The following is a 24,330-nucleotide window of genomic DNA, read 5'->3' on the forward strand; positions in this document are numbered from 1 at the left end:
CTTTAGAGCTGCTGGTTGGCATTGCGGAGCATCTCGTCGGTGGCGGAGATCATCTTCGAATTGACCTCGTAGGCGCGCTGGGTCTCGATCATGTCGACCAGTTCCTGGACGACGTTGACGTTCGATCCCTCGAGCGAACCCTGGCGGATTGCGCCGCGCCCTTCGGCGGCGGCGGGGCCGGTCTGGGGCGTGCCGCTGGCGGCGGTCTCGGCGAACAGATTGCCGCCGAGCGCCTGCAAGGCGGACGGATTGACGAAGCGCGAAATCTCGATGCGGCCGAGTTCGCTTGCAGAGGTTTCGCCGGGAAGCTGGGCCGAGACGGTGCCGTCGACCCCGATCGTCACCGACGTCGCGCCCTGCGGGACGCTGATCTCCGGCTGGAGCGGCAGGCCGTCGCCGGTGACGATCTTGCCTTCGGCGGAGAGGCTGAAATTGCCGGCCCGCGTGTAGGCGATGGTGCCGTCGGGCTGGGTGACCTGGAAGAAGCCTTCGCCTTCGATCGCGAGATCGAGCGGGTTGTCGGTCTGCGACACCGACCCTTGCGTGTTGACCCGCGCGGTGCCGGTCATGCTGACGCCCGATCCGAGCGAGAGGCCGACCGCATAGCGGTTCTCCGCGCTCGACGGTGCCCCGGGCGCGGTCATCGTCTGGTAGGACAGGGTCTCGAACTCGGCGCGATCGCGCTTGAAGCCGGTCGTGTTCACGTTGGCGAGATTGTTCGCGATCACCCGCATCCGTGCGGACTGGGCGTCGAGGCCGGTGCGGGCGACATGGAGGGCGGCATTGGTCATCGTGTCTGCTCCTCGGAGAAACGGTCAGTCGGGCAGGCGCATCAGATCGGCGCCGGCGCCGTCGAGATCGCGTGCGGTGTTGATGAGCTTGAGCTGGGTCTCCCAGGCGCGGCTGGCATCGATCATGTCGACCAGCGCCTTGGTGGCCTCGACGTTCGAGCCTTCGAGGCTGCCGGAGACGAGCCTTGCATCGGGATCGGCGGGAAGCGCGCCGCCGCCGCGCACGCGGAACAGGCCGTCGAGGCCCTTGACCACGTCGGAGCCGACCGGCGAGGCGAGCTTCAGGCGATCGACCCGCTGCGGCAAAGCGGGATCGCCGCCGGTGGGCACGATCCACACGGCGCCGTCGCGTTCGATCTTGATCTGGTCGGCGGGCGGCAGCGTGATCGGACCCTGTTCGCCGAGCACCGGATGGTCATCCCCGGTGGTCAGCAGGCCGGTGTCGGAAAGCTTGAGGTCGCCGCGGCGCGTATAGGCCTCGTCGCCATTGGCTGCCTGCACGGTCAGCAGGGCATCGCCCGCGATCGCGATGTCGAGCGCCCGGCCGGTCTCGGTAATTGTGCCTTCGCGCATGTCGGCGCCGCTCACTTCCTCGGCCGAGAAAGCGCGCGCGGCGAAACCCTGGCCACCCATCCAAAGCGACCGGGCGGTCGCGAGCTCGCCGCGAAAGCCGGTCGTGTTGACGTTGGCGAGGTTGTTCGCCGTCGCCGCCTGCCGGGCCATCGCACCGCGCAGCGCCGACAGGGAGGTGTGGATGAGGCGGTCCATCGGCTCGGCCTCAATTCCTGAGGTTCATGATTGCCGAGGTCATCGCGTTCGCGGTCTCGATCGCCTTGGCATTGGCCTGGAAATTGCGCTGGGCGGAGATCAGCGACACCAATTCCTCGGTGATGTCGACATTGGCGCGTTCGAGCGCGCCCGATTGGATGCGGCCGAAGCCGTCCTCGCCGGGCACGCCGACCTGGGCATCGCCGCTGTCGCCGGTGATCGACCAGCGCGCGTCGCCGCGCTGCTTGAGCCCGGTCGGATTGGAAAAATTGGCGACCGCGAGCTTGCCCAAAGCCTGGGTGGTGCCGTTGGAGAACGTGGCGGTGACGAGACCGTCCTCGCCGATCGTGACGTCGTCGAGCTTGCCGGTGGCGTAGCCGTCCTGCTCGAGCGAGGCCAAGGTGAAGGTGCCGGTCGACTGGTTGGTCGCGGCGCCGAAATCGAGGGTGAGGCCGATCGGCGCCGAGGCGCCGGCCGGGAACACGCTGCCGAAGGTGGCGGGGCCGGTCGGCGAGGTCAGCGCGCCGGCGGCGTCGAACTGCAGGGTGAGCGGGGTCGGCGTCGGCGATGCGGGATTGGCGCTCGCCTGCTCGTTGCCGACGAAGAGATAGGTCTGCCAGCTGTTCGTCGCGTCACCGCTCGCGGTCGAGGCGGTGCGGGCGAAATAGAGGGTGGCGGGGAGCGCCTTGCCGGCACTGTCATAGACCACGGTCTGGGTCGAATGGTTGTAGCTGTTGGGATCCAGACGGTCGAACGCCCACGGCGTTGCGCTGCTGTACATTGCGCGGCGCGACGGCACGTCGGCATTGGACGGGAAGCCGATCGACAGATCCATCGTCGAGGTCGCGCGCGGGGTGCCGGATGTCAGCGGCATCTGCAGGTTGCGGGCCGAGGCGATGCCGGTCGAGGTGACGTTGCCGGCGGTGTCGACCGGAAGCACCTGGACGTAGCCGCCATTGCTGTCGACGAGGTAGCGATCCGCATCGATGTCGAACGCGCCGTTGCGGGTGAAGGTCGTGCTTCCGCCGGTGAGCGCGTCGCGGGTGATGAAGAAGCCGTTGCCGGCAATGGCGAGATCGAGCTCCTTGCTCGACGCCTCGAAGCCGCCCTGGCTGAACTGCTGCTCGATCTGCTTGAGGCGCGTGCCCTGGCCGGCGCTGGTCCGCGACGCCGCGACGATGTCGCCGAATTCGGCCCGGCTTTTCTTGAAGCCGTAGGAGCCGACATTGGCGATGTTGTTGGACACGGTCGAGAGATCGGTCTGGGCGCCCTTGAGGCCGGAGAGAGAGGTGTAGAAGGACATGGTCTGGCTCCGTGGAACGTGTTGGATCAGGAGAGGCGGATCGCTGCGTCGGGGGAGAGCAGGCCGAGGCCGGTGACGAGCTTGGTCGCGCCGCCATTGGCAGGCGACTGGATGCCGGCGATGCCGGTCCAGGTTGCGGTGCCGGCGCTGATCGCCTCGCCGCCGCCATGGGCGTTGACCAGGATGCGCAGCGGGCCGGTCGCCTTGACGCTGCCGTCGGCGGCCTTGCCGTCCCAGGCGAAGGAGAGGGTGCCGGCGTCTTTGGCGCCGAGCGCCTCGCTGTGCACGACGGCGCCTTTCTCGTCGATGTAGCTGATCGTGACTTCGTCGGCATCCTTGGGTAGCGCGATCTCGCCGGCATAGCTGCCGTCGCGAAGCGGCGTCGCAACCTCGGAATCGACGAGCATCGAACGGCCGATCCAGCTCGCGGCGTCGTTGAGCCGGCTCGGGGACAAAGCTTCGGCGATGCCCGCCAAACTCTTGTTCATCTCCGAGATGCCGGCGAGTTGGCTGAACTGCGCCATCTGCGCGACCATTTGGGTGTTGTCGACCGGGTTGAACGGATCCTGGGTGGTGAGCTGGGTGGTCATCAGCCGCAGGAAATCCGATTGGTCCATCGACCCGGCCGGTTTGGTCTCCATCTTAGGGGGCGCGCTGGCGCCGTAGGTCGTGTTCGGGATGGTCGTCATTGGCCGAGCCTCAAAGTGTCGAGGGTGAGCGTCTTGGCGGTCTGGAGGACCTGGACGTTGTTCTGATATTGGCGGGCGCTCTCGACCATCTCGACGAGCTCCGCCGCACTGTCGACGCCGGCTTCCCAGACGTCTCCGTTGGCATCCGCGAGCGGATGGCCGGGCGAATGGCGCTTGACCGGTTCGACATTGGCCTGGACCACCCGCGAGACGCCGACCGTGGCCACGCCGGGTCGGTCGCCGACACTTTCGAACACCGGCTTCAGCGCGCGGAAGGCACCGTCCCTGGTAGCCGACACCGAGCCGGCATTGGCGAGGTTCGAGGCGGTCGTGTTGAGCCGGACGAGCTGCGCCGACATGGCGCGGCCGGCGATGTCGAAGACGTTCATCGGCGCCGCCATCGTCATTCTCCCTTCAGCGCGCGGGTGATCGTGGAGATGCGGCCCTCGAGAAAGGAGAGGGTGGTGCGGTACTGGACCGCATTTTCGGCGAACAAGGTCTGCTCGGTCGAAAGCTCGACCGTGTTGCCGTCGAGCGAGGGCGTGACCGGGACGCGATAGGCGGCGGCCTCCTCGGCAGCGGCGCCGGCGCCGCGACCGCGACCGGCGAGATCCATCGCCCGGTCGAAGTCGATGTCGCGCGCCTTGTAGCCGGGGGTGGCGGCGTTTGCGATGTTGGAGGCGAGCATCGACAGCCGCTGCGAACGCAGCGCCAGCGCCGTGCCGTGAACCCCGAAGATCGATTGGCCGTCGGCCATGTCTCTCGCTCCTAAACTTCTCCGGCCACGTGCCGTTATGGTCTGTGGCGGGCTGTTACCCCGAGTTCTGCAAGGAGCGTGCCAGTCGTCCGGGCGTCAATATCCCGGCGCCCGGGCGGCCGCGCGTAGGGGAGGGCCGGCGGACCAGCGCGGCCGAGCGGAAGTTTCTTTGTCCCGGGCGGGAGGGTGTGAGGCGTGTTCGAAACGATATTACGGATGATCGATCCGGCGGCCCTTGCACTGGTCGCGGGCGGGAGCCTGATCGCGGCGGTGCTGCGTTCGACCCGCGCGGATCTCGCCGGCGCGCTCGGCGCATTGAAGCCGATGGTGATGGCTTCGCCCGCGCGGGACGAGGCGGTCGCCCGGATGGCCTTGCGCCAGGTCGAACGGCTCGCCCAGCTGCAGGGTATCGCCTGCATCGATCGCGTCGGCCCGGAGAGCGCGTTCGTGCGCAGCGCCGCCTTGAAGCTGATCGACGTTGCCAGCGTCGATGCCTTCGCCGGCTGGCAGACGGACGAGATGGAGGCGCGCCGCATCCGCCATCACAATGCCGCCGCCTTCTGGCGGACCGCGGCCGACGCGGCGCCGAGCATGGGGATGATCGGCACCGTCATCGGCCTGATCGGCATGTTCGCGTCGCTCGACGATCCGTCCGGCCTCGGACCGGCGATGGCACTGGCGATGCTGACCACCCTGTACGGCCTGATCTTCGGCGTGCTGCTGTTCGGATCGGCGGCGTCCCGGCTGGAGCGTCTCTCCAAGGCCGAGCTGCGCTGGCAGCGCGCCGTCGTCACGCGGCTGGAGGCGCTTGCGCGCGAGGAGGTTCGCACCACCGAGCAATGGCTGAAGCGCCGCACGAGGGCGGCCGGATGAGCCGGATCGGCGTTCCCCGCTGGGCGATCAGCTTCGCCGATCTGGCGCTGCTCCTGCTCGCCTTTTTCGTGCTGCTGCGCGCCGGAGACACGATGCAGGTCGCCCAGGCCGCACGGGCGGCGTTTGCGCCGGAGGGGGCAACGCACGCTTTGCTCACGGCGCCCGCGGCGGATTTGTTCGAGCCCGGAGAAGCAAGACTGCGCCCGGGCAGCCGAGCCCGCCTGGCGTCAATCGCCCATGCTGCCGTGCGCTCGGAGCGACGGATCGTGATCGAGAGCCTCGGCCGCGACCGCGCGGGCGACCGGTTCGATGCTTGGGAGCTTGCCGCGGCGCGTGCCGCAGCTCTGGCCCGCGCGCTTCAGGATGGCGGCGTCGCCGAGAGCCGGGTGCGAATCGTCATGCCGCCCGACGAGGGCCCGGAGAGCCAGCGCCTCACTCTTCGTTATGGTGGCTGATGCGGTTGGCACAGCCGTTGCTTAGAGCTTCCGGATCCTGATGGGAGCACCAGATTGTGACGTATTTCCGACGCCTCGTTCCCGCCGCCTTGCTGGTCGCAGGCGCAGCCGAGGCCCAGAACAGCCCGGGTGCGTTCGCGGACGTGGCGGCGCTCGACATGCGCGTCGCCGCGGCGCTCGGCGCCCCTATCGGCGCACCGGGCGGCGCGGTGCGCGGCATCGACCGGCGGTTGAAGCTGGCGGCCTGTCCGGCGCCGGTGACGATCGAACCGCCCGCGATGGCGGCGGCGACCGTGCGCTGCGATCCGCTCGGTTGGCGGATCCGCGTGCCGCTGGTTATGCCGGCGACCGCACTCGCGACGAGAGCGGCCGCCGAGAAGCCGGAGCCGATCATCCGCAAGGGCGATCAGGTCGAGCTCACCGCCGCGTCGGCGTGTTTCTCGGTGTCGACGATCGGCATCGCCGAGCAGGACGGCGCCGCGGGCGACCGCATCCGGATCCGATCGGATCGCAAGGGACCGCCGGTGATCGGTATCGTTGGCGAGGATGGCAGCGTCTCGCTGCCCGGATTTAAGTGATGCGCGCATCTGCCGTTATCAGGGCGAGAGCGGGTTTTCCGCGCGAAAGGACGAACAGATGATCGACGGGATCGGCAAGACAGGCGGAGGCGGGCGTCCCGAGCTCGTCCGCAGCTCCGTCGAGCGCAGCGAGGCCTCCGCAAAGGCGGGCGATGCCCTCTCCCAGGATGCGATCGCGACGCCGTCCACCCTCATCTCCGAGATGGCGGGCTCCGGCGCGCCGGTCGACAGCGGCAGGGTCGCGGCGATCCGCACCGCGATCGCCGAAGGGCGCTACCCGGTCGATCCCACCAGGATCGCGGCCGCCATGATCGCGCTCGATCTACCCGCAAGGGACGAGGCATGAGCCTTCATGCGCTTGGCCGCCTCGAGGCGGCGCACGAGCGGCTCATCCGCGCGCTCGACCACGAGGATGTCGCGATGCTGGAGCGCCGGGTCGAGGATCTGCGCAGCGCCATCGACGATGTCCGCAGCCACGGCGCCTGGCGCGACGAAGGCGAGGTCCGGGAACGTGCGGAGCGGATCACCAGGCTTGCCGACGCCGCCCGCATCCGCGTCAATTTCCTGACGGATATCACCCGCCAGCGCCTGCAGCGCATCGGCGACGTCCGGGGACAATCCGCAATCGGCACCTATAGCAGGCCCGCCTGACGAGAAATCAAAGTGGCACGGTGATTGCAAAGATGCCCCGGAAGCAATGGGGGCGTCATGAATTCGACGGCGATACGGCAAAGCTGGACGAGTGGCGGGCGCGAAGGCGTCGGCGCCGCGATCCAGCAGGCCGCCGCCCGGACGGGCGTCGACTTCCAGTACCTGCTCGGCCAGGCGCGGATCGAGAGCGGCTTCAATCCCAACGCCAAGGCGCGCACGTCGAGTGCGACCGGGCTCTTCCAGTTTATCGATCAGACCTGGCTCGCCACCGTCGAGAAGCATGGTGCGAAGCACGGGCTCGGCTGGGCGGCCGACGCGATCAGGGCCAGCGGCGGGCGTTACCAGGTCGCCGACCCGGCGACCCGCCGGGCGATCCTCGATCTGCGCAGGGATCCCGAAGCGGCCTCCGCGATGGCCGCCGAGTTCGCGTCGGACAACCAGCAGTATCTCGAGCGCAAGATCGGGCGGCCGATGGAATCGGTCGATCTCTATCTCGCCCATTTCCTGGGCGCCGGCGGCGCGTCGAAATTTCTGCGCGGCCATGACGCCGATCCGGACGGCAGCGCCGCCTCCATCCTTCCGGCGGCCGCGCGCGCAAACCGCGCGATCTTCTATCGCCGCGACGGCAGCGCCCGCAGCTTCGCCGAGATCCGCGAGCGCTTCGCCGCCAAGCTCGGGGGCACCGGCGGATCGCTGCCGCCGGCGCCGCCGCGTGACACCCAAGACAGCATCACCGCCATGCGCATGGCTACGCTGGAGACGCCGGCGCAGCCGGTGGTCGGTCCGTCGCCGGCTTATGCGCGGCTGGCGTATCTGATGCTCGCCGAGCTGGGGGGCTGAGGCCATGTCCGTGCACGCCGTCAATCGCAAAGTCTGGTTGAGCGCGGGGCGCGGCGCGGTCCTCCCGTTCGCGACCCTGATGCTGGTCGCCTTGATGGTGGTGCCGGTGCCGGCGACGCTGCTTGACGTCGGCTTCATCGCCAACATCATGATCAGCCTCGCCATCCTGATGGTGGCGCTGAACGCGGCGCGGCCGCTCGATTTCTCGTCTTTCCCGACCGTGTTGCTGTTCGCGACCCTGCTGCGGCTGGCGCTGAACGTCGCCTCGACGCGGGTCGTGCTGGTCAACGGCCACGAAGGATCGGCGGCGGCCGGCCATGTCATCGAGGCCTTCGGCAGTTTCCTGATCGGCGGCGATTATGCGGTCGGCCTCTTCGTCTTCGGGATCCTGATGATCATCAATCTCGTCGTCATCACCAAGGGCGCGGGGCGGGTGTCGGAGGTTTCGGCGCGCTTCACCCTCGATGCCATGCCGGGCAAGCAGATGGCAATCGACGCCGATCTCAATGCGGGTCTGCTGACACCCGACGAGGCCAAGCTCCGCCGCCAGGAAGTCGCGACCGAAGCCGATTTCTACGGCTCGATGGACGGCGCATCCAAGTTCGTGAAGGGCGATGCGGTCGCGGGCGTGCTGATCCTGGTGATCAACATTCTCGGCGGGCTGGTGCTCGGCACATTGAGTCACGGCCTTTCCATCCACGAGGCGGCGTCGACTTACGTGCTGCTTGCGATCGGCGATGCACTCGTCGCCCAGGTTCCCGCTCTGCTGCTGTCGATCGCGGCCGCCTCGATCGTCACCCGCGTCAATTCACCGCTCGACCTCTCCGGGCAGATCAGCAGCCAATTCAGCTCGGCCAAGGTCTGGACCCCAGTTGCCGCCATCCTGTTCATCCTGGGTGTGCTGCCCGGCATGCCGCATCTCGTTATCCTGCCGGCCGCGGCGCTTGCCGGCTTCGTCGCCTGGAAGCTTCGCCACGGACCGCCGGCGCCGGAGATCGAGGCCGATGCCGCACCGCCGCCCAATCCGGCCGCGATCGGCTGGGACGAAGTCAGCGACGGCGCCGCCCTGGGGCTGGAGCTCGGGTACGGCGTCATCGGGCTCGTCGACGAACGCAAGGGCGCGCCGCTGATGGGCCGGATCACCGGCATACGCCGCCAGCTGTCGCGGGAGCTCGGCTTTGTCGTACCGCTGGTCCGGGTCCGCGACAATCTCGCGCTCGGGCCCAATCATTACCGGATCATCGTCTCGGGCGTGATCTGCGCCGAAGACGAGATCTGGCCCGAGGAACTGCTCGCGCTCGACAGTGGCGACGTGCTGGAACGGGTGCCCGGTCGCGCCGTCAAGGATCCGACCTTTGGCCTGGACGCCGTCTGGATTGCGCCCGAGCGGCGCGCCGATGCGGTCGTCGCCGGCTATACGGTGGTCGATCCGGCGACGGTGATCGCCACCCATCTGAACCAGATCGTGCAATCCTGCGCCGCCGAGATGTTCGGCATGGACGAGGCCCAGAAACTGCTCGACGCGCTCAAGGAGAATGCGCCGCAGCTCGTGCAGAATCTGACCCCGGCACCTTTGCCGCTGGCGATGATCGCGGCACTGTGCCGGTCGCTGCTCGCCGAGGGCATCCCGCTCAAGGATTTTCGCCGGATCGCCGAAGCGATGGTCGACGCCGCCCGCGAGGAGACGGACCCGGTCCAGCTGGTCGAGAGTGTGCGCCAGCGCATCGGCGGCCTGATCGTGCAGACGATCGCGCCGGCACGGATGCCGTTGCCGGTGCTGACGCTCGACGCCGAGCTCGAGACGCTGGTGAGCCAGGCGGTTCGTGCCGGCAAGGAAGCCAACCACCCGATCGAGCCGGGCCTTGCCCAGCGGCTCGTCGGCGCGATCGCCGACGTTGCCGCGCCGCATCTCGCCGAAGCCCGGCGGATCGCTTTGGTCACTTCGCCGATCGCCCGCCGGACCTTGTCGCGCCTGCTCGCGCCGCATCTGCCGGACGTGCCGGTGCTCTCCTTCCTTGAAATCCCCGACGGCAAGCCGGTTGAAGTGATCGCGGTCGTCGGCGGTAGCCCGCAGGCGGCCCGTGCCCTGACCGCTGGAGTGGAGTCCTGATGCACGCCTTCAGCCATGAAGCCGCCGGCGCGATGACGTACGCGCGGGTGCCGGCACGCAAGTCGCCCGAGACACTGGCGCGCGCGCACATGCCCCTGGTCCGCAAGATCGCATGGCATGTCCACGGCCGTGTTTCGAGCGCGATCGAGGTCGAGGATCTCATCCAGATCGGCATGATCGCCCTGGTCGAAGCGGCCAATGCATTCGAGGATCGCGGCCATGCCTTCGCAACCTATGCGACGATGCGGATCCGCGGCGCAATGATCGATCATCTTCGCCGGCAGGCGACGCTCTGCCGCTCGGCGATGACCCGCCGCAAGCAGATCGGCGCGGCGCGGGCGAAGATCGAAAGCCGCGTCGGCCGCGAGGCGACAGAGGCGGAGATCGCGGCGGAGATGGGCCTCGACGCGGCGGCGTTCCGCGCGCTCGCCGATGCCAGCGAAGCGGTGCGCCATGAATCGATCGACGACGTCTATTCCGAACATTCGATGTGGTTCGCAGACGTCGAGGAGCGCGCCGACGCGGCGCTGGAACGCGAGGACCTGCAGGCCGCGCTGGCCGGGGCGATCGGCACCCTGCCGGAGCGCGAGGCGATCGTCCTCCAGCTCTACTTCGTCGAGGAAATGAACCTGGAGGAGATCGGCCAGACGCTCGGCATCGGTGCCGCCCGAGTGTGCCAGATCAAGAAGGCCGCACTCGACACATTGCGCGGCCGGCTCGGCGCCTTCGCCTGATCCAGCATCGCGCCGAAGCGTGGTTGCCGGTTTTCGGCTCCAGCGATGCGACAACAAACACGGAGCATCGAGCGCGATCCTGATCCCGCCCGATGCTCAAAGGAGAGACGATGCAGATGTCCGCCAGAGCCGCCGAACTTGCCGGGCTCCTCGACCGCGCGCCGCCAGGCATCGGCATGCTGTCGCTCGACTGTTTCGACACGCTCGTCTGGCGCAACGTCCAGGCGCCGATCGACATATTCGCCGATCTGCCGATTCCCGGCGGCGGTATCTGGTCGCGCACGCAGGCGGAGATCCTCGCCCGGCGGCATGCGCTCGCGGCCGAGGGGCGTCACGAAGTGACGCTGCGGGAAATCTATCGCAACCTCCATCCCTTCGCCGCGGACGGCGAGATCGATGCCGCGATCGCGCGCGAGCTCGAGGCAGAGGCGCGGCATTGCTACGCCTTCGCGCCCGTCGTCGAGCTCATCCGGGATGCGCAGAGACGTGGCCTGGAGGTGATCGTCGTCAGCGACACCTATCTCGATGCCGACCAGTTGCGTGCGCTGATCGCGTCCGCCGCCGGCGATGAGATCGCCGCGATGGTCGGCCGGATCTTCTGTTCGTCGGCCTATGGCGTGCCGAAGTCGCTCGGCCTGTTCGAGCGTATTCTGCCGGAACTGCCCGTGCCAGCGTCGGCGATCCTGCATGTCGGCGACAACAAGGCCGCCGACCAGGACGCGCCGGGCAGGATCGGCATCAACGCCGTCCACTTCATCCAGTTCGATGCGGCCGCCGAGCAGCGCCTGCGCATGGAGGCGGCCGCCGCAACGATGCTGCAGCCGCGGGTGCGCCGGACATCGCCCGCTTTTCAGCCACACCGGCCGATGGTCTCGCTGGCCGATCACGACGACCGCACCTGGGCGCTCGGCCACAATGTGCTGGGGCCGATCCTGCACGGTTTCTGCCGCTGGCTCGGGGACGAGATCGACGCGGACAGCGCGCGGCTCGGCCGGGCGGTCAAGCCGCTCTTCCTGCTGCGCGACGGCCATCTTCCGCACCGCGTGTTCGAGGCGCTCGGCGGTGCCGCCGCCGCGGTCGAGATCAGCCGCTTCACCGCCCGCCGCGCCGGTTTCCTGCGCGCGCAGGCCATTCGCGATTATCTCTGCGTCCAGGAAGACAGCGTCACCGCCGAAGTGATGGCCGGACAGCTCGGCATCCCCAGGCACGAGCGCGACAGGATCGTCCGCGATGGACGGGCCGCGTTCATCCGGACGATGCTTCAGCCGAAAGCGCTCGGACGTACGCGCGAACGCGCCGAAGCCTTCGCCGACCGCCTGTTCGGCCATCTCGAAGCAGCCGGTGTCGAACGCGGCGACGCGGTGATGCTGATCGATCTCGGCTATAACGGCACCGCCCAGGATGTGCTCGAGCCGGTGCTGCGCGCCCGCTACGGCCTCGACGTCAGCGGTCGCTATCTCCTGCTCCGCGAGGAGCAGCAGACCGGCCTCGACAAGAAGGGCTATCTCGATCACCGCCACTACGACATGGGCGCGCTGCACGCGCTCAGCGGGCCGGTCGCGCTGATCGAGCAGCTCTGCACCGTCCCGCAAGGCTCGGTCGTCGATTACGGCCCCAAAGGAGAGGCGATCCGCCGCGGCGGCGATCTCAAGGCGACCCAGAACAATATCCGCGACCGCATCCAGGACGGGTGTCTCGCCTTCGCCAACACCGCCGGGCGGGGCGTCTCAAGGCCGGCCGCATCGGACGATGCCCGAAGCCGCCGGGATGCGGCGGCGGCGTGCCTCGCACGATTGCTGTTCATGCCAAGCGCCGACGAGGTCGAGATCTTCTCGGCGTTCGAACATGACGTCAATCTCGGCACCAGCGAGACGGTGCGCCTGCTCGACACCGACGAGGCCGCCGACGGCCTCCGCCGCCGCGGGCTCTTCTATCTTTCCGGTAACAAGCGCCTTCATCTGCCCGGCGAGCTGCAGCCGCAGGGCTTGCCGCTCAACCTCGCTTTGTTCAGCGCCGTCCGCTTCGGTCTGGAACTGCGCGCGACCGATTTCGAAGCCGGCGGCCTGACCTTGCCGGTGATCGTCGCCGACGATCGCTCGCAGACGCTGATCGAGGTCGAGGCGCACCGCACCCATGACGGCTACTATCTCGCCACCATTCCGGTCGGCGGCGGCGATTACGCCGTCGGCGTCCAGTTCGGCGTCCTCTGCGACTGGCTGCAGATCGAGGAAGCCGCTTTCTACCCGGTCCGGCGCTTCACGCCGCGGCCGGGCGAGGACAAGGCCACGCCGATCCCAGCGCCTGCACTCTTCGAGGGCATGAACGAGGAAGGCGAGGGGCTCTTTCGCTGCAGCGCTGACGCGCTGATGCTTGCGCCGCCGCTGCCGCAAACAGCACGCGAACCGCACCTTCTCGCAATCACCTTCCGCCCGATCGTCCGCCGTTCGGCGGACGCGCTCAGAAAGGCTGCCTGATGTCCGATCTGCTGATCCACTCGATGTCCGAATTCTCCGAGATCATCCTCGATGCGCTGTCCCTTGCCGGGGCGAAGGAGATCGTCGAGATCGGCGCCGAACATGGCGGCATGTCGTTCCTGCTCGCCGAACATGCGCAGGCGGCGGGTGGGCGGCTGACCAGCATCGATCCTGCGCCCAAACAGGCCTTCTGCGACTGGGTCGGCGAACATAAGCACGTGCGCCACGTCGCCAAGCCGAGTCTTGCCGCCTTCGACGATGTCGGCGGGGTCGATGCCTGGGTGATCGACGGCGATCACAATTGGTTCACCGTCTATCACGAACTGAAGGCCGTCGATGCGCGCTGCAAGGCCGACGACAAGCCGATGCTCGCCTTCCTCCACGACGTCGCCTGGCCGGCGGCACGCCGCGACATGTATTATGCGCCGGACCGCATACCCGAGGCCTTCCGCCACCCCTACGACTTCGACGGGGGCGTTATCCCCGGCTTCCCGGCCTTGCTGCCGGGGCGCGGCTTCCGCGGCATGGGTCAGTTCGCGATGGCGCTCTACGAAGGCGGCCCGCGCAACGGCGTGCTGACCGCGGTCGAGGATTTCGTCGAGGAGAAACGCGCGGCGGGAGAGACGCTCTGCTTCGCTGAGATCCCGGCCGTGTTCGGGCTCGGCATCCTGTTCGCGATGGACGCCGAGTGGAGCGAAGCCTTGGCCGAACGTGTGATCCCTTGGCATGACAGCAAGCTGCTGCACACGCTGGAGCAGAACCGGCTCGCCAATTATCTCGCGGTGCTCGACTGGCAGGACAGCGCCGCGGCGGCGTAAGGCAAACCAAGATGCAGGCGCGGAGCAATCCGCGCCTCTTCGCGGTAGCCCGGGTGATCGACCTCACCAGCTTGCGGGCCAATGTCCGCGGCGCACCGAGGCTCGGGCAGGAGCATCCCATCGTCGCAACTCGTCCGCTACGGGATCGCCGGCGGACTTTCGTCGGTCGTCTACTCGGCGATCTTCCTCGGCCTCGCCGCCCTGCTGCCGCGAAGCTGGGCGGCTGGGGCAGTGCCGCCCGCGTTCGTCGCTGCGGCAGCTTTGGGCTTCATGCTGCACAGACGGTGGAGCTTCCGGGAGCCAGGCTCCGTTGCGCCCGTCCAGGGTCGGGCGGACCGGTTCTTCCTCTTTCAGGGCGGCGGCATGGTTCTCAACACCCTCTTCACCTGGATCATCACTGGTCCGTTGCACGGGCCGACCTGGCTGGCGCTGATCCCGTGCGGGACGGTGACGCCGCTGCTCACCTACGCGATACACCGCCGCTGGGTATTCGGCTGAGGCACCACGCGGGACGCTCACCGGACCGTTCCAGCCCGGACGTTCGCGAGCAGACGCGCCGAAACCCTGCGGTCGACCAACTCGGCAGCGTCGGTTACCCGTCGGCATGCTGAGTACGAATCAGGCAGCACAGACCGCGGACCGGGCCACGCGCATCCCGGCGATCGAGGGCTTGCGCGCCATCGCCGTGCTGGCCGTGATCGTCTACCATTTGCGGCCGGCGCTGCTTCCGGGCGGCTACGCCGGGGTCGACATATTCTTCGTCATCTCGGGGTTCGTCGTCACCGGCGCCCTGGCGAGGCGCCCGCCGGATCGGCTCGCACATGCACTCGGCGCCTTTTACGCGCGGCGCATCCTCCGCTTGCTGCCGGCGCTGCTCGTGATGCTCGTCACCGCGGTCCTGGCATCGCTGCTGTTCGCGCCGATGATCACGATCCTGACCGACAGCCGTGCGGTCGCGCTCGGTGCCACGGTCGGCGGCGCCAACATCGTGCTTGCACGCACGGGGCTAGGCTATTTCGGGGCCTCGGCGGACCTGCACCCGTTCGTCCACACCTGGAGCCTTGGTGTGGAGGAGCAATTCTATCTCGTGTGTCCAATCCTGATTTGGCTATGGGCGCGCGGTGGGCGGGACGTCGATCGACGCAGAATAGTGCTGGCGCTGATCGGCGTGACGGCCACGTCGCTGGCGGCGTGCTTCCTGCTTCGGCTTTCCGCGCCGAAGGCGGCCTTCTACCTGATGCCGACGCGGTTCTGGGAGCTGGGTTTCGGCGTCATCCTGGCGTTGACGAGCGATCATTGGCAGCCGCGCCTCGCCGCAGTGCGGCCCGCAGCGCGGTCTGCGCTGATCCTGTTCGGAACGGCGTGCCTTCTGGCGGTCATGCTCTTGCCCGGCGGCGAGGGATGGCTGCGGTCCGGAATCGTGGCAGGCGTCAGTGCGGCTGTGATCGCCGCGATCGCGTCCGCCGACGCGGGTCTGTCGTCGAACCGCATTCTGGGGAGTGCAGCGGCGGTGTGGATCGGCGAGCGTTCTTATTCTCTCTATCTCTGGCATTGGCCGGTGTTCGTGCTGTTCCGCTGGACGATCGGACTGGAGGGTGTCGCTGCACCACTCCTTTCGCTGGCGCTGACACTGGTGACGGGGATGCTGTCCTATACGGTCGTGGAACGGCCGTTTCGTCGCATCCGGCACGTCGCCGCGGAAACACCTGGTCGGGTGATCGCAGCGGGTCTGACGGCGATCCTTTTCTCAGCAGGGACCATCCTTCTGCTATTCTCGCAGGCGAGCGCGCTGACTCTCAGCAGGATGGACCCTGCCAAGCTGTATGGCGGTCCGTCCCCGAGCCGATGCGCGGTCCGGCGGGACGAGCAATCGTTCCATGGCGGAGCCGTCCGAACGGTGTCGCCGCTTTGTAGCGAAGAAGGCTTGGGAGTGCGATTGTTCGTCGTCGGCGATTCTCATGCGCGCTCGTACCTCAGCCTCGCGGAGCAATATTCCGCCCGCAAGCGCGTCGCGGCCGCAATCTACGACCGCTCCGGCTGCAGCTTTCCACCTGTGATCTGGGATGCCCGCGACACGACCCGTTGCCGACAATTCAGGAAAAATGTCGCCCAGGAACTCGACCGAACGCTGAGGCGCGGAGACATACTGTTCATGCCCGGCCTGCGCATTCGCCGGCTTGCGCGAGGCCAGGGTCAGGCCGCGCAGATCCCGATACGTCCGGGCTCTGCGTTTCGGAAGAACGAGACCGAGATCCTCGTCTTTCTGCGGAGGATGGCGAACCGAGGCGTCATACTGGTGTTCGAAGCGCCCAAGCCGGTGCTGCCCAGCATTCCCTATCGTTGCTCCGACTGGTTCAACCGCAGCAATCCGATTTGCCGCGGCGGTCTGGAAATCGATCGCGCTGCGATCGAGCGGATGCGCGCTCCCGTGATCGACGAAATGCAGCGCCTTGCCGGCGCGATGCCGAACGTCGTCCTGTTCGATCCGCTGCCGATCCTGTGTCCCGGGATCCGATGCGGCGCTCGCCTCGGTGAGCGGACGCTCTACGGGGACGGCGATCACGTCACCGACGAGGCCAATCAGTTGCTCTATCCAGCATTCGTACGCGCGATCGAAGGGGCGCGGAGCAGACCCAAGGCGAATTGGGTCAGCCAGGCTGACCAAGGGCAGACACGATAAAGCCCGGCGCGGATGCCTCCGCGCCGGGCTCCTTGGGGGGGTACGCTCCTGCTTAACGAAGCAGGCTCAACACACCTTGCTGGCTCTGGTTCGCCTGGGCGAGCATCGCCTGGCTGGCCTGGCTGAGGATCTGCGCCTTGGCGAGGTTGGTCGTCTCCTGCCCGTAATCGGCATCCTCGATGCGAGACCGTGCATCCGACAGGTTGGTGACGTTGTTGGTGAGGTTGTTGACGATCGATTCCATGCGGCTCTGCGCGGCGCCGAGCTTGGCCCGGGTGGTCGCCACATTGCCGAGCGCCGTGTCGACATTGCCCATCGCCGTGGTGGCGTTGGCGGCGGTGTCGACCGCCGTCGCGGCGGCGAGATCGGTCAGTGCGGTGAAGGTGATCGCCACCGTGTCGCTCGAGTTGGAGCCGGTCTGGATCGAGACGTTGCCGGCCTGCGCCGTGTAGGTCGCGCCGCTGCCCGAGTTGAAGATGCGGCTGCCGTTGAACTCGGTGGTGGCGAGCACGTTGGTGATCTGCGCCTTGAGTTCGGTGACTTCGGCGTTGAGATTGGTGCGATCGGAGGCCGAATAGGTGCCCGAGGCGCTTTGCACCGCAAGCTCGCGGACCCGCTGCAGCATGTTCGTGACTTCGTTGAGCGCGCCTTCCGCCGTCTGGGCGAAGGAGATGCCGTCGTTGGAGTTGCGCACGGCCTGGTTCATGCCGCGGATCTGCGACGTCATCTTGCTGGCGATGGCGAGCCCGGCGGCATCGTCCTTGGCGCTGTTGATGCGCCGGCCGCTCGACAGCCGCTCCATCGCGGTGCTGAGCGCGTCATTGGCGAGCCGGCTGCCATTCTGCGCACGGAGCGCCGCCGAATTGGTGTTGATGATCATGTGAGGATTCCTTTCCCGCTCTATCCCGGCGGCCTGTTTCCGTGGCTGCCACGAAACCAGTAACGGCACGCCCCGACGGACCTTTAATCGCGGGTTTTCTGCGTCGGCTCCTCGACGCCGCAGCAGAGGGGCAGAACCGCGGCCGGCGGCCGGACGTCAAATATCCGACGCGCGCGTAGAGAGATTTCCCGGCGGCTGCCGTGCACCCGCCACCTTTTTCTGTGTGGCACGCTCCTTGCTACCAATCGGTCGAGCCGAAGGACGGCGAAGGGGGCGATTGCGAGTTTCCATGAATGCGATCGACAGCAATCGGCTGCTCGCGATGCGAACGGCGATCATCGAGCAGAACAGCGCGCTTCAGCGTGCTGCCGGGGCCGGCGCTCCCGGCGGGATCGGCGAGGCGCTGGACGCCAAGCCGAACGGCTTCGGCGACGCGATGAAGAGCGCGCTCGCCCAGGTCAACGATCTCCAGAGCCAGTCGTCGGCGATCAGCGAAGCCTATGAGCGCGGCGAGGTCACCGACATCGCCGCCGTCATGCTGTCCCGCCAGCAGGCCTCGATCGGCTTCGAAGCGACCATGCAGGTCAGGAACAAGCTGCTGAGCGCGTACAAGGATATCATGAGCATGCCGGTCTGATATGAGCACCGACCTCACTGCAAGCCGGGCCCTTGCGCCTACGGGCGCGAAGGCCAGCCCGTTCATCGCCAACACGATTGCGCAGTTTCGCGGCTTCGCCGCCCAGCCGGCGGTCGCCAAAAGCCTGCCGGCGCTCGGCCTGGTCGCGCTGATCGCGATCGCCGCCTTGATCTGGATGGCGGTCAGCGCCGCGCCGCAGCGCGACCTCATGCGCGGCCTCGCCGACGAGGAGAAAGGCGCCGTGGTCGAGGCGCTGAAGAGCGGCGGCATCGCCTACGGGCTCGACAAGACCAGCGGCACGATCACCGTCTCGGAAGACGAATATCACCAGGCCAAGATGCTGCTCGCCGCGCAGGGCCTGCCGAAGAGCGCGCCCGACGGTGCGCAGGCGATCGCCGATCTTCCGCTCGGATCGAGCCGCGCCGTCGAAGGCGAGCGGCTTCGCTCGGCCCGGGAGCTCGATCTCGCGCGCACCATCGAGGCGATCGATACCGTCGAGACCGCGCGGGTCCACCTCGCGGTGGAAGCGCCGAGCGCCTTCCTGCGCGAACGCTCCAAGCCCGCGGCGTCGGTGATGCTGACGCTGACCTCCGGCCGGTCGCTGAGCGACCAGCAGGTCCAGGCGATCGTGCATCTCGTCGCCTCGTCAGTGCCGGGCATGTCGCCCGACGGCGTTTCGGTCGCCGACCAGAACGGCCAATTGCTGTCGAACCGGAATGACGGCGGGGTCTCGAGCGAGACCGAGCGCCAGGTCGCCGTGCAGGCCAAGATCGAGGAGCGCTACCGCCAGGCGCTGGAGACGTTGCTGACTCCGATCGTGGGCGCGGGCAACTTCACCGCGCAGGTCCACGCCGAGGTTGATTTCTCGGAGACCCAGGCAACACGCGAGGGCTTCCCCAAGGAAGCGAGCACCGTGCGCAGCGAGGAAGGCGCGACGACTGTCGATGCCGCCGAGCCGACCGCCGGCGGCATCCCGGGCGCGCTCTCCAACCAGCCGCCGACCGCTGCCGAAGTCACCGCAGCGCCGAACGGCGCGATCACCCCGATCGCTCCGGGGGCGCCCGATCCGGCCAATGCCGCCGGCACCAAGCGCGAAGAGAATTACAATCGCTCCTACGCGGTCGGCCGCGAGGTCTCGGTCACCCGCCAGCAGATCGGTCAGGTCAAGCGCCTGTCGGTCGCCGTTGCGCTCAAGAATCCCGACGGCGCCGCGCCGCGCAGCGCCCAGGAGGTCGCCGCGCTCGAGAAACTGGTCAAGGGTGCGGTCGGCTTCAACGGCGGTCGTGGCGACATGGTCGCGCTCACCGCCCGTGCTTTCGCACCGTCGGCGACGGATGCGCCGGCCTGGTGGGAAGCAGGATGGGTGGCGATGGCCGCGCGCAACGTGACCGCGCTCGCCGTGGTGCTTCTGTTCGTGTTCGGGATCGGCAAGCCGCTGCTGAAGCGCAGCAATGCCGCGCTCGCCAGGCGTGCCGAAGCGCAGGCCGCCGGCCGCAACGCGGTGCGCGGCGAGATCGCCGATGCGATTGCCGAGCGCGCGCAGCGCGATCCCGACACCAAGGTGACGCTGGAGATGATCGAGGCCGCCCGCAGCTACGAGGCGCGCGCGGCGCTCATTCGCAATTTCGTGCGCCAGGACCCCGCGCGCGCGGCCTTGGTCGTGCGCGATCTGATCCGCGCCGACGGCAAGGATGGAGACCACCGACATGGCTGAGACCGCACTCGCTGCGCCGGGGAACCAGGAGGCTCCCGCCAAGGCCAAGGTGGACGGGAGCGAGGCGGCGGCGATCCTGCTGATGCTGCTCGGCGACGACGAAGCCGCCGACGTGCTCAGCCGGCTCGATCCGCAGGAGGTTCAGCATCTCGGCGCCGCCATGTTCAACGTCGCCGACGTCAGCGAGGAGCAGGTGGAGAGCGTGTTCGATCTCTTCCTCGGCCGTGCCCGCGCGCGCACCACGATCGGGTTCGGCGCGGCGCCGCGGATCCGGGCGGTGATGGAGCAGGCGCTCGGTCCCGAACGCGCGGAGACCGTACTCGCCCGGATCACCCCGCCGACCGACAGTCGCGCCCTCGATTCCTTGCGCTGGATGGACGCGCGGACGATCGTTGCCCTGATCGAGCATGAGCATCCCCAAATCGCGGCGTTGGTGCTCGCCCATCTCGAGTCCCCGATGGCGGCGGATGTCCTGCAATTGCTGCCGCCGGACGCGCAGTCCGACGTCATCCACCGGGTCGCGACGCTCGAGACGGTGACTGCGGATGCGCTGGAAGAGCTGGAGCGGATCCTGGTGCGTGAAGTCGCTCGCACTTCGTCGACTCCGGCAACGGCGCGCGGCGGGGCGGCCGAGGCCGCCCGGATCATGAACAATACGCGGCCCGGCACCGACCAGCGCATCATCCGGCAGCTTGCCAAGGTCGATCGCAAGCTTGCCCAGACAATCGAGGACGAAATGTTCATCTTCGATAATCTCGCCGAACTGGACGAGAAGAATCTCGGCACCTTGCTGCGCAACATCGAGAGCGAGGCGTTGGTCGTCGCGCTCAAGGGTGCCGACGAGACGCTTCGCGAAAAGATGTTCCGCTGCATGTCCAGCCGCGCCGCCGACAGCATCCGCGACGAGATGGAGGCGCGCGGACCGATGCGTCTCGCCGAAGTCATCGACGCACAGAAATCGGTGCTCGCCGTCGCACGCCGGCTCGCGGACGCGGGGACGATCATGCTCAGCGGACGGGGCGAAGACTATGTCTAACCTGTGGTCGACGCATTGCGCCGGGGAGGCGCTCGCGGTCGGCACGTTCGCGCTCGATCGGCGGGTGCAGAGCTTCACGCCGTGGGGCTGCGATATGGCGGAGGACGAGGGCGATCCGGCGGGGCCGATCGACTTCGATGTCGACACGATCCGCGCCGACGCTTTCGCCGAAGGCTGGGCCGAAGGGCGCCGCGCGGTCGAGACGGAATTCGCGGCCGAGCGCGACATGCTCGTCCGGCTGGCCGAAAGCCTGGAGACGCTCCGTCCGGAGCGGACCAATGCGCTGGCCCTGCTTCTGGCGGAGACGGTCGAGCGGCTGGTGCGTCAGATCGTCGGCAGTGTCGACATCGACCGCGACCTGCTCAATCTCCGCGCCGCCGCGGCCGCGGCCCTGATCGGCGAGGAAAGCGGGCCGGCACGGCTGCGTGTCCATCCGCAGGATCTGCCGCTGATCGAAACGGCACGCATACCGGTCGAGATCGTCGCCGACGCTTGCATCGAGCGCGGCGGGATCGTGCTCGAGACCGGCCAGGGCTGGATCGAGGATGGCCCGTCGATCCGCCTGGAGCGGCTCCGCGCCGAGCTCGACCGGATGGGAGCGGCGGCGTGAGCCCGGGCCTTGCCGATCGTGCCGCCGCCTTGCTCGCCTATGTCGACGCCGGCGAGGACCGCCCGCGGCAGATCGGCCGTCTCGCCGCCTTCGACGGGCTGATGATGGAAGCCACCGGCTTTGCTCGTCCCGTCGGATCCGGCGCCCGGGTGATCACCGCCGACGGCCACTCGACGCGTGCGGAAGTGGTCGGCTTCCGCGGCGCCAAGACCCTTCTGATGTCGCTGGACGGTCACGGCGCCCACGCCAATGGCGCGCGGGTCGAGCCCGATGCCTCCGGCGGCTGTGTCGGCGTCGGTCTCGCCCTGCTCGGCCGCGTGATCGATGCGATGGGCGAGCCGCTCGACGGGCTCGGCACGATCGCGTCCGCGGAACGCTGGCCGATCGCGGGGCGTCAGGGCAATCCGCTCGACCGCGCCCGGGTCACCGAAAGGTTCGACATCGGCGTCCGCGCGGTCAATGCGCTGCTGACCGCGGGGGTCGGCCAGCGTGTCGCGATCATCGCCGGATCGGGCGTCGGGAAATCGGTGCTGATGGGCCAGATGATCGCCGGCGCCGAAGCGGACGTCATCGTCGTCGGCCTGATCGGGGAGCGCAGCCGCGAAGTCAGCGATTTCCTCGCCACCAAGCTGCCGCCGCCGGCGCGCCGGAAATCGGTGGTCGTCGCGGTGCCGGCCGATCATGCGCCCTTGCTGCGTCTCCGCGCTGCAATGCGGGCTACGGCCATTGCGGAATATTTCCGGTCGAAGGGCCTGAGGGTCCTGCTGCTGATCGACAGCCTGACCCGGGTGGCGCATGCCCAGCGCGAGATCGGGCTGTCGCTCGGCGAGCCGCCGACGGTGAAGGGTTATCCGCCTTCGGCGCTCGGCCTCATTCCCCGGCTTGTCGAGCGCGCCGGTGCGGACAGTCGCACGGGCGGATCGATCACCGCTTTGTACACCGTGCTTGCCGACGGCGACGACAATGACGATCCGATCGTCGATGCCGCGCGGGCGATCGTCGACGGGCATATCATCCTGTCGCGGTCGATCGCGGAGCAGGGCATCTATCCGGCGATCGACGTCGGCCGCTCCCTCAGCCGCGTTATGGCCGACATCGTGCCGCCCGATCATGCGGCTGCGGCCATGGCCCTGCGCCGGCTTTGGGCGGCGTTCGAGGAAAATCGGGACCTGATCCTGATGGGCGCCTATGCGCCGGGCACCGATCCGGTGATCGACGAGGCGATCGTCCGACGGCCCGAAATCCTCGGCTTCCTGCGGCAGGGCGCCGGTGAACGGATCGAGTTCGCGTCCTCGGTCGACACGCTGATCGAGGCGTTCGGCGGATGAGCCAGATCGAGCAGAGAGGGCGGATCGCCCGCGTGCGCCGGCTTCAGCACGGCCTCGCCGCCGCAACCGCCGCCAAGGCCAGCGCCCACGTCCAAATGCTGGAGGGGAATGACTCCCGTCTCGGCGAGATGCGCCGCGGCATGCAGGCCAATCAGGGCGTCACGTCGGGCGCGTCGCTTGCAGGCCGCGGCGAACTTGCGATGCGCCTCGAGGCCGCGCGGCACAGCCTGACCCTCACCATCCAGAGCGCCCGCGCCGCATCGACGCTTCGCGAACGCGCGCGACTCAGTGCACGGCGCGACCAGGAGAGCGCCGAGAAACTCGAACGCAGCGCAGCCCGTGCCGCGCGGCACCAGGCCGAGACGCGGAGGACGGCACGGCTCCGCCCGCGCCTGCGCAAATCCGACGGAGATGCGGAATGATCACGGGCCCGACCCCGGCTGCCTCGGCTCCGCCGGATGGCGTCGTGGCCCCATTGTCGGCGGCTTGCGACGGCGAGGCCTTCACCAAGATCATCGCCGCGCTCGATTTCGCCATGGCAGTTCCCGTGCTGCCGACCCCCGCGCTGCCTGGCGCCGTGCTGCCGGTCGAGAGCGTTGCCGCCGATGCGCCGCCATTGCCTGAGACCGACCCTGTCGCCGCAGCCCAGCAGCTTCTGGCGATGGCAACCCCGCGCAGTCTCAAGGCGCAGATGGATCGGGCGGGCGAAGGCTCGGAACCGGCCGAACAGGAACAAGATCCGGATCCTGACTCCACCACGCCCGCGGGTTCGCCGGTTCCCGATCCGTCGGTGCCGCAGCCGATTTCGATCGCTGCGACACCGACACCGCTCAAGCCTGCGACCGATCAGCCTGGCGACGCCCAGGTCCAGATCGAAGGCGAGGCACGATCCCCCGCGATGAAGGCCCCGCTGCCGCCGCCGACCCTCTCACCCTCGAATGGCAAGGGGGACGGCGCGCAGCATTTGCTCCGGGCGCTTGCGCCGTTGCTCGACGAGCCGGGTGTGCGCCCCGCATTGCCCGCCCGGGAACGGCCGACCGCCGGAAAGCCGCTGCCGCCTCCCATCGACACTCTTGCGCCGATCGTCGCCACACCGACCTTCGCCCCGCAGCTCACCGCGCCGGCGTTGGATGTGTCGCAGCCGCTTGCCGCGCCAGAAGCAACCGCCGAGGCCGTGGCGATCGAGCGGCAGCTCGATCTGGCGCAGGACGGAGAGTGGCTCGATCAGCTTGCCCGCGATATCGCCCGCAGCGCGGGGGAGGCGGGGCCGCTGCGCTTCCGCCTCAACCCCGAGACGCTCGGCAGCCTGCATGTCGAGATCACGCCCGACAGAGGCGGCGCCGCGATCCGTCTGACCACCGACACCGAGGCGGCGCGGACGATCATCGCCGATGCGCAGCCCCGTCTGGTCGCCGAGGCGCGCGCACAGGGCGTGCGCATTTCGGAAGCCCATGTCGACCTGTCCAGCCAGCAGGGATCTGCCGATCAACGCCATCGTCAGCAGCTTTTCGAACAGGCCCCGCCCAGAACGGCCCGGCTCTTGCAGGAAGAGCGGACAAGCGACGGAAAACCGACAGCGCGCGGGTCCGAGCTTTATGCGTGAG

General features: G+C 68.3%; 26 protein-coding genes. 19 read left to right on the forward strand and 7 right to left on the reverse strand.

The genetic code is table 11. The annotated features are described in order from the left end of the window. Positions 1–2 precede the first annotated feature (2 nt). From flgG to C7I55_RS13805, 6 genes are read right to left on the reverse strand one after another with little or no spacing between them, the layout of a single operon-like run. The gene (gene flgG, locus C7I55_RS13780) at positions 3–791 is read right to left on the reverse strand and encodes a flagellar basal-body rod protein FlgG (RefSeq protein ID WP_106513550.1); all 789 of its coding nucleotides are present in this window, start codon (positions 789–791) and stop codon (positions 3–5) included. A 24-nt stretch (positions 792–815) separates the two neighbouring features. Continuing rightward, on the reverse strand, positions 816–1,559 hold the full coding sequence (locus tag C7I55_RS13785; RefSeq protein WP_106513551.1) for a flagellar basal body rod protein FlgF: 744 nt from the start codon (positions 1,557–1,559) through the stop codon (positions 816–818). A 10-nt stretch (positions 1,560–1,569) separates the two neighbouring features. Next, positions 1,570–2,862, reverse strand: coding sequence for a flagellar hook protein FlgE (locus C7I55_RS13790; RefSeq protein ID WP_106513552.1), 1,293 nt, complete (start codon positions 2,860–2,862; stop codon positions 1,570–1,572). 26 nt (positions 2,863–2,888) lie between these two features. Beyond that, positions 2,889–3,551: a flagellar hook assembly protein FlgD gene (locus C7I55_RS13795; RefSeq protein ID WP_106513553.1), complete on the reverse strand. Its 663-nt coding sequence runs from the start codon at positions 3,549–3,551 to the stop codon at positions 2,889–2,891. After that, the gene (flgC, locus tag C7I55_RS13800; protein WP_106513554.1) at positions 3,548–3,958 is read right to left on the reverse strand and encodes a flagellar basal body rod protein FlgC; all 411 of its coding nucleotides are present in this window, start codon (positions 3,956–3,958) and stop codon (positions 3,548–3,550) included. Before flgC ends, C7I55_RS13795 begins: the two co-directional genes overlap by 4 nt. After that, the gene (locus tag C7I55_RS13805; RefSeq protein WP_106513555.1) at positions 3,955–4,308 is read right to left on the reverse strand and encodes a flagellar basal body rod protein FlgB; all 354 of its coding nucleotides are present in this window, start codon (positions 4,306–4,308) and stop codon (positions 3,955–3,957) included. Before C7I55_RS13805 ends, flgC begins: the two co-directional genes overlap by 4 nt. A gap of 216 nt (positions 4,309–4,524) precedes the next feature. Between C7I55_RS13805 and C7I55_RS13810 the strand changes: the two genes are divergently transcribed. The 12 genes from C7I55_RS13810 (at position 4,525) to C7I55_RS13865 (ending at position 16,521) form a co-directional block, all read left to right on the forward strand. After that, positions 4,525–5,181, forward strand: a complete 657-nt coding sequence (locus C7I55_RS13810; protein WP_106513556.1) for a motility protein A — start codon at positions 4,525–4,527, stop codon at positions 5,179–5,181. Continuing rightward, a complete protein-coding gene (locus tag C7I55_RS13815; protein WP_158266443.1) occupies positions 5,178–5,636 on the forward strand; it encodes an OmpA family protein in 459 nt (152 codons plus the stop codon). Before C7I55_RS13810 ends, C7I55_RS13815 begins: the two co-directional genes overlap by 4 nt. A 56-nt stretch (positions 5,637–5,692) precedes the next feature. Then, on the forward strand, positions 5,693–6,214 hold the full coding sequence (locus tag C7I55_RS13820) for a flagella basal body P-ring formation protein FlgA (protein ID WP_233222210.1): 522 nt from the start codon (positions 5,693–5,695) through the stop codon (positions 6,212–6,214). Between the two features lie 58 nt (positions 6,215–6,272). Then, entirely contained in the window at positions 6,273–6,560 is a 288-nt protein-coding gene (flgM, locus tag C7I55_RS13825) for a flagellar biosynthesis anti-sigma factor FlgM (RefSeq protein ID WP_106513558.1), read from the forward strand. Further along, positions 6,557–6,865, forward strand: a complete 309-nt coding sequence (locus C7I55_RS13830) for a hypothetical protein (protein WP_106513559.1) — start codon at positions 6,557–6,559, stop codon at positions 6,863–6,865. The genes flgM and C7I55_RS13830 overlap by 4 nt, the downstream gene beginning before the upstream one ends. Before the next feature lie 57 nt (positions 6,866–6,922). After that, positions 6,923–7,705, forward strand: a complete 783-nt coding sequence (locus C7I55_RS13835; protein WP_106513560.1) for a transglycosylase SLT domain-containing protein — start codon at positions 6,923–6,925, stop codon at positions 7,703–7,705. Positions 7,706–7,709: 4 nt separating this feature from the next. After that, positions 7,710–9,815, forward strand: coding sequence for a flagellar biosynthesis protein FlhA (gene flhA / locus C7I55_RS13840; protein ID WP_106513561.1), 2,106 nt, complete (start codon positions 7,710–7,712; stop codon positions 9,813–9,815). Further along, on the forward strand, positions 9,815–10,549 hold the full coding sequence (locus C7I55_RS13845; protein ID WP_408640606.1) for a sigma-70 family RNA polymerase sigma factor: 735 nt from the start codon (positions 9,815–9,817) through the stop codon (positions 10,547–10,549). The genes flhA and C7I55_RS13845 overlap by 1 nt, the downstream gene beginning before the upstream one ends. A 116-nt stretch (positions 10,550–10,665) precedes the next feature. After that, positions 10,666–13,023 carry a hydrolase gene (locus tag C7I55_RS13850; RefSeq protein WP_146151024.1) on the forward strand — a complete coding sequence of 786 codons (2,358 nt, stop codon included), beginning with the start codon at positions 10,666–10,668 and terminating at the stop codon, positions 13,021–13,023. Further along, positions 13,023–13,841, forward strand: a complete 819-nt coding sequence (locus C7I55_RS13855) for a class I SAM-dependent methyltransferase (protein ID WP_106513563.1) — start codon at positions 13,023–13,025, stop codon at positions 13,839–13,841. The genes C7I55_RS13850 and C7I55_RS13855 overlap by 1 nt, the downstream gene beginning before the upstream one ends. Before the next feature lie 81 nt (positions 13,842–13,922). After that, positions 13,923–14,339 (forward strand): GtrA family protein, encoded by a 417-nt coding sequence (locus tag C7I55_RS13860; protein WP_106513564.1) that lies wholly within the window; start codon positions 13,923–13,925, stop codon positions 14,337–14,339. Positions 14,340–14,445: 106 nt separating this feature from the next. Beyond that, on the forward strand, positions 14,446–16,521 hold the full coding sequence (locus tag C7I55_RS13865) for an acyltransferase family protein (protein ID WP_106513565.1): 2,076 nt from the start codon (positions 14,446–14,448) through the stop codon (positions 16,519–16,521). A gap of 52 nt (positions 16,522–16,573) precedes the next feature. On the opposite strand, the gene C7I55_RS13870 is transcribed toward C7I55_RS13865, so the two are convergent. Next, complete coding sequence (locus C7I55_RS13870; protein ID WP_106513566.1) at positions 16,574–17,401, reverse strand: flagellin N-terminal helical domain-containing protein; 828 nt, start codon at positions 17,399–17,401, stop codon at positions 16,574–16,576. A gap of 289 nt (positions 17,402–17,690) precedes the next feature. Here C7I55_RS13870 and fliE point away from each other — a divergent pair, with 289 nt between their 5' ends. From fliE to C7I55_RS13905, 7 genes are read left to right on the forward strand one after another with little or no spacing between them, the layout of a single operon-like run. Then, positions 17,691–18,038, forward strand: coding sequence for a flagellar hook-basal body complex protein FliE (gene fliE, locus C7I55_RS13875; protein WP_106513567.1), 348 nt, complete (start codon positions 17,691–17,693; stop codon positions 18,036–18,038). Position 18,039: 1 nt separating this feature from the next. Then, the gene (gene fliF / locus C7I55_RS13880; RefSeq protein WP_106513568.1) at positions 18,040–19,752 is read left to right on the forward strand and encodes a flagellar basal-body MS-ring/collar protein FliF; all 1,713 of its coding nucleotides are present in this window, start codon (positions 18,040–18,042) and stop codon (positions 19,750–19,752) included. Beyond that, entirely contained in the window at positions 19,745–20,788 is a 1,044-nt protein-coding gene (gene fliG / locus C7I55_RS13885; RefSeq protein ID WP_106513569.1) for a flagellar motor switch protein FliG, read from the forward strand. The genes fliF and fliG overlap by 8 nt, the downstream gene beginning before the upstream one ends. Further along, the gene (locus C7I55_RS13890; protein WP_106513570.1) at positions 20,781–21,398 is read left to right on the forward strand and encodes a FliH/SctL family protein; all 618 of its coding nucleotides are present in this window, start codon (positions 20,781–20,783) and stop codon (positions 21,396–21,398) included. Before fliG ends, C7I55_RS13890 begins: the two co-directional genes overlap by 8 nt. Beyond that, positions 21,395–22,726 carry a FliI/YscN family ATPase gene (locus C7I55_RS13895; protein ID WP_106513571.1) on the forward strand — a complete coding sequence of 444 codons (1,332 nt, stop codon included), beginning with the start codon at positions 21,395–21,397 and terminating at the stop codon, positions 22,724–22,726. The genes C7I55_RS13890 and C7I55_RS13895 overlap by 4 nt, the downstream gene beginning before the upstream one ends. After that, a complete protein-coding gene (locus tag C7I55_RS13900) occupies positions 22,723–23,148 on the forward strand; it encodes a hypothetical protein (RefSeq protein WP_106513572.1) in 426 nt (141 codons plus the stop codon). The genes C7I55_RS13895 and C7I55_RS13900 overlap by 4 nt, the downstream gene beginning before the upstream one ends. Continuing rightward, on the forward strand, positions 23,145–24,329 hold the full coding sequence (locus tag C7I55_RS13905; protein ID WP_106513573.1) for a flagellar hook-length control protein FliK: 1,185 nt from the start codon (positions 23,145–23,147) through the stop codon (positions 24,327–24,329). Before C7I55_RS13900 ends, C7I55_RS13905 begins: the two co-directional genes overlap by 4 nt. Position 24,330: the final 1 nt, after the last annotated feature.

It is taken from the genome of Allosphingosinicella deserti (assembly GCF_003012735.1).
GTDB lineage: Bacteria > Pseudomonadota > Alphaproteobacteria > Sphingomonadales > Sphingomonadaceae > Allosphingosinicella > Allosphingosinicella deserti.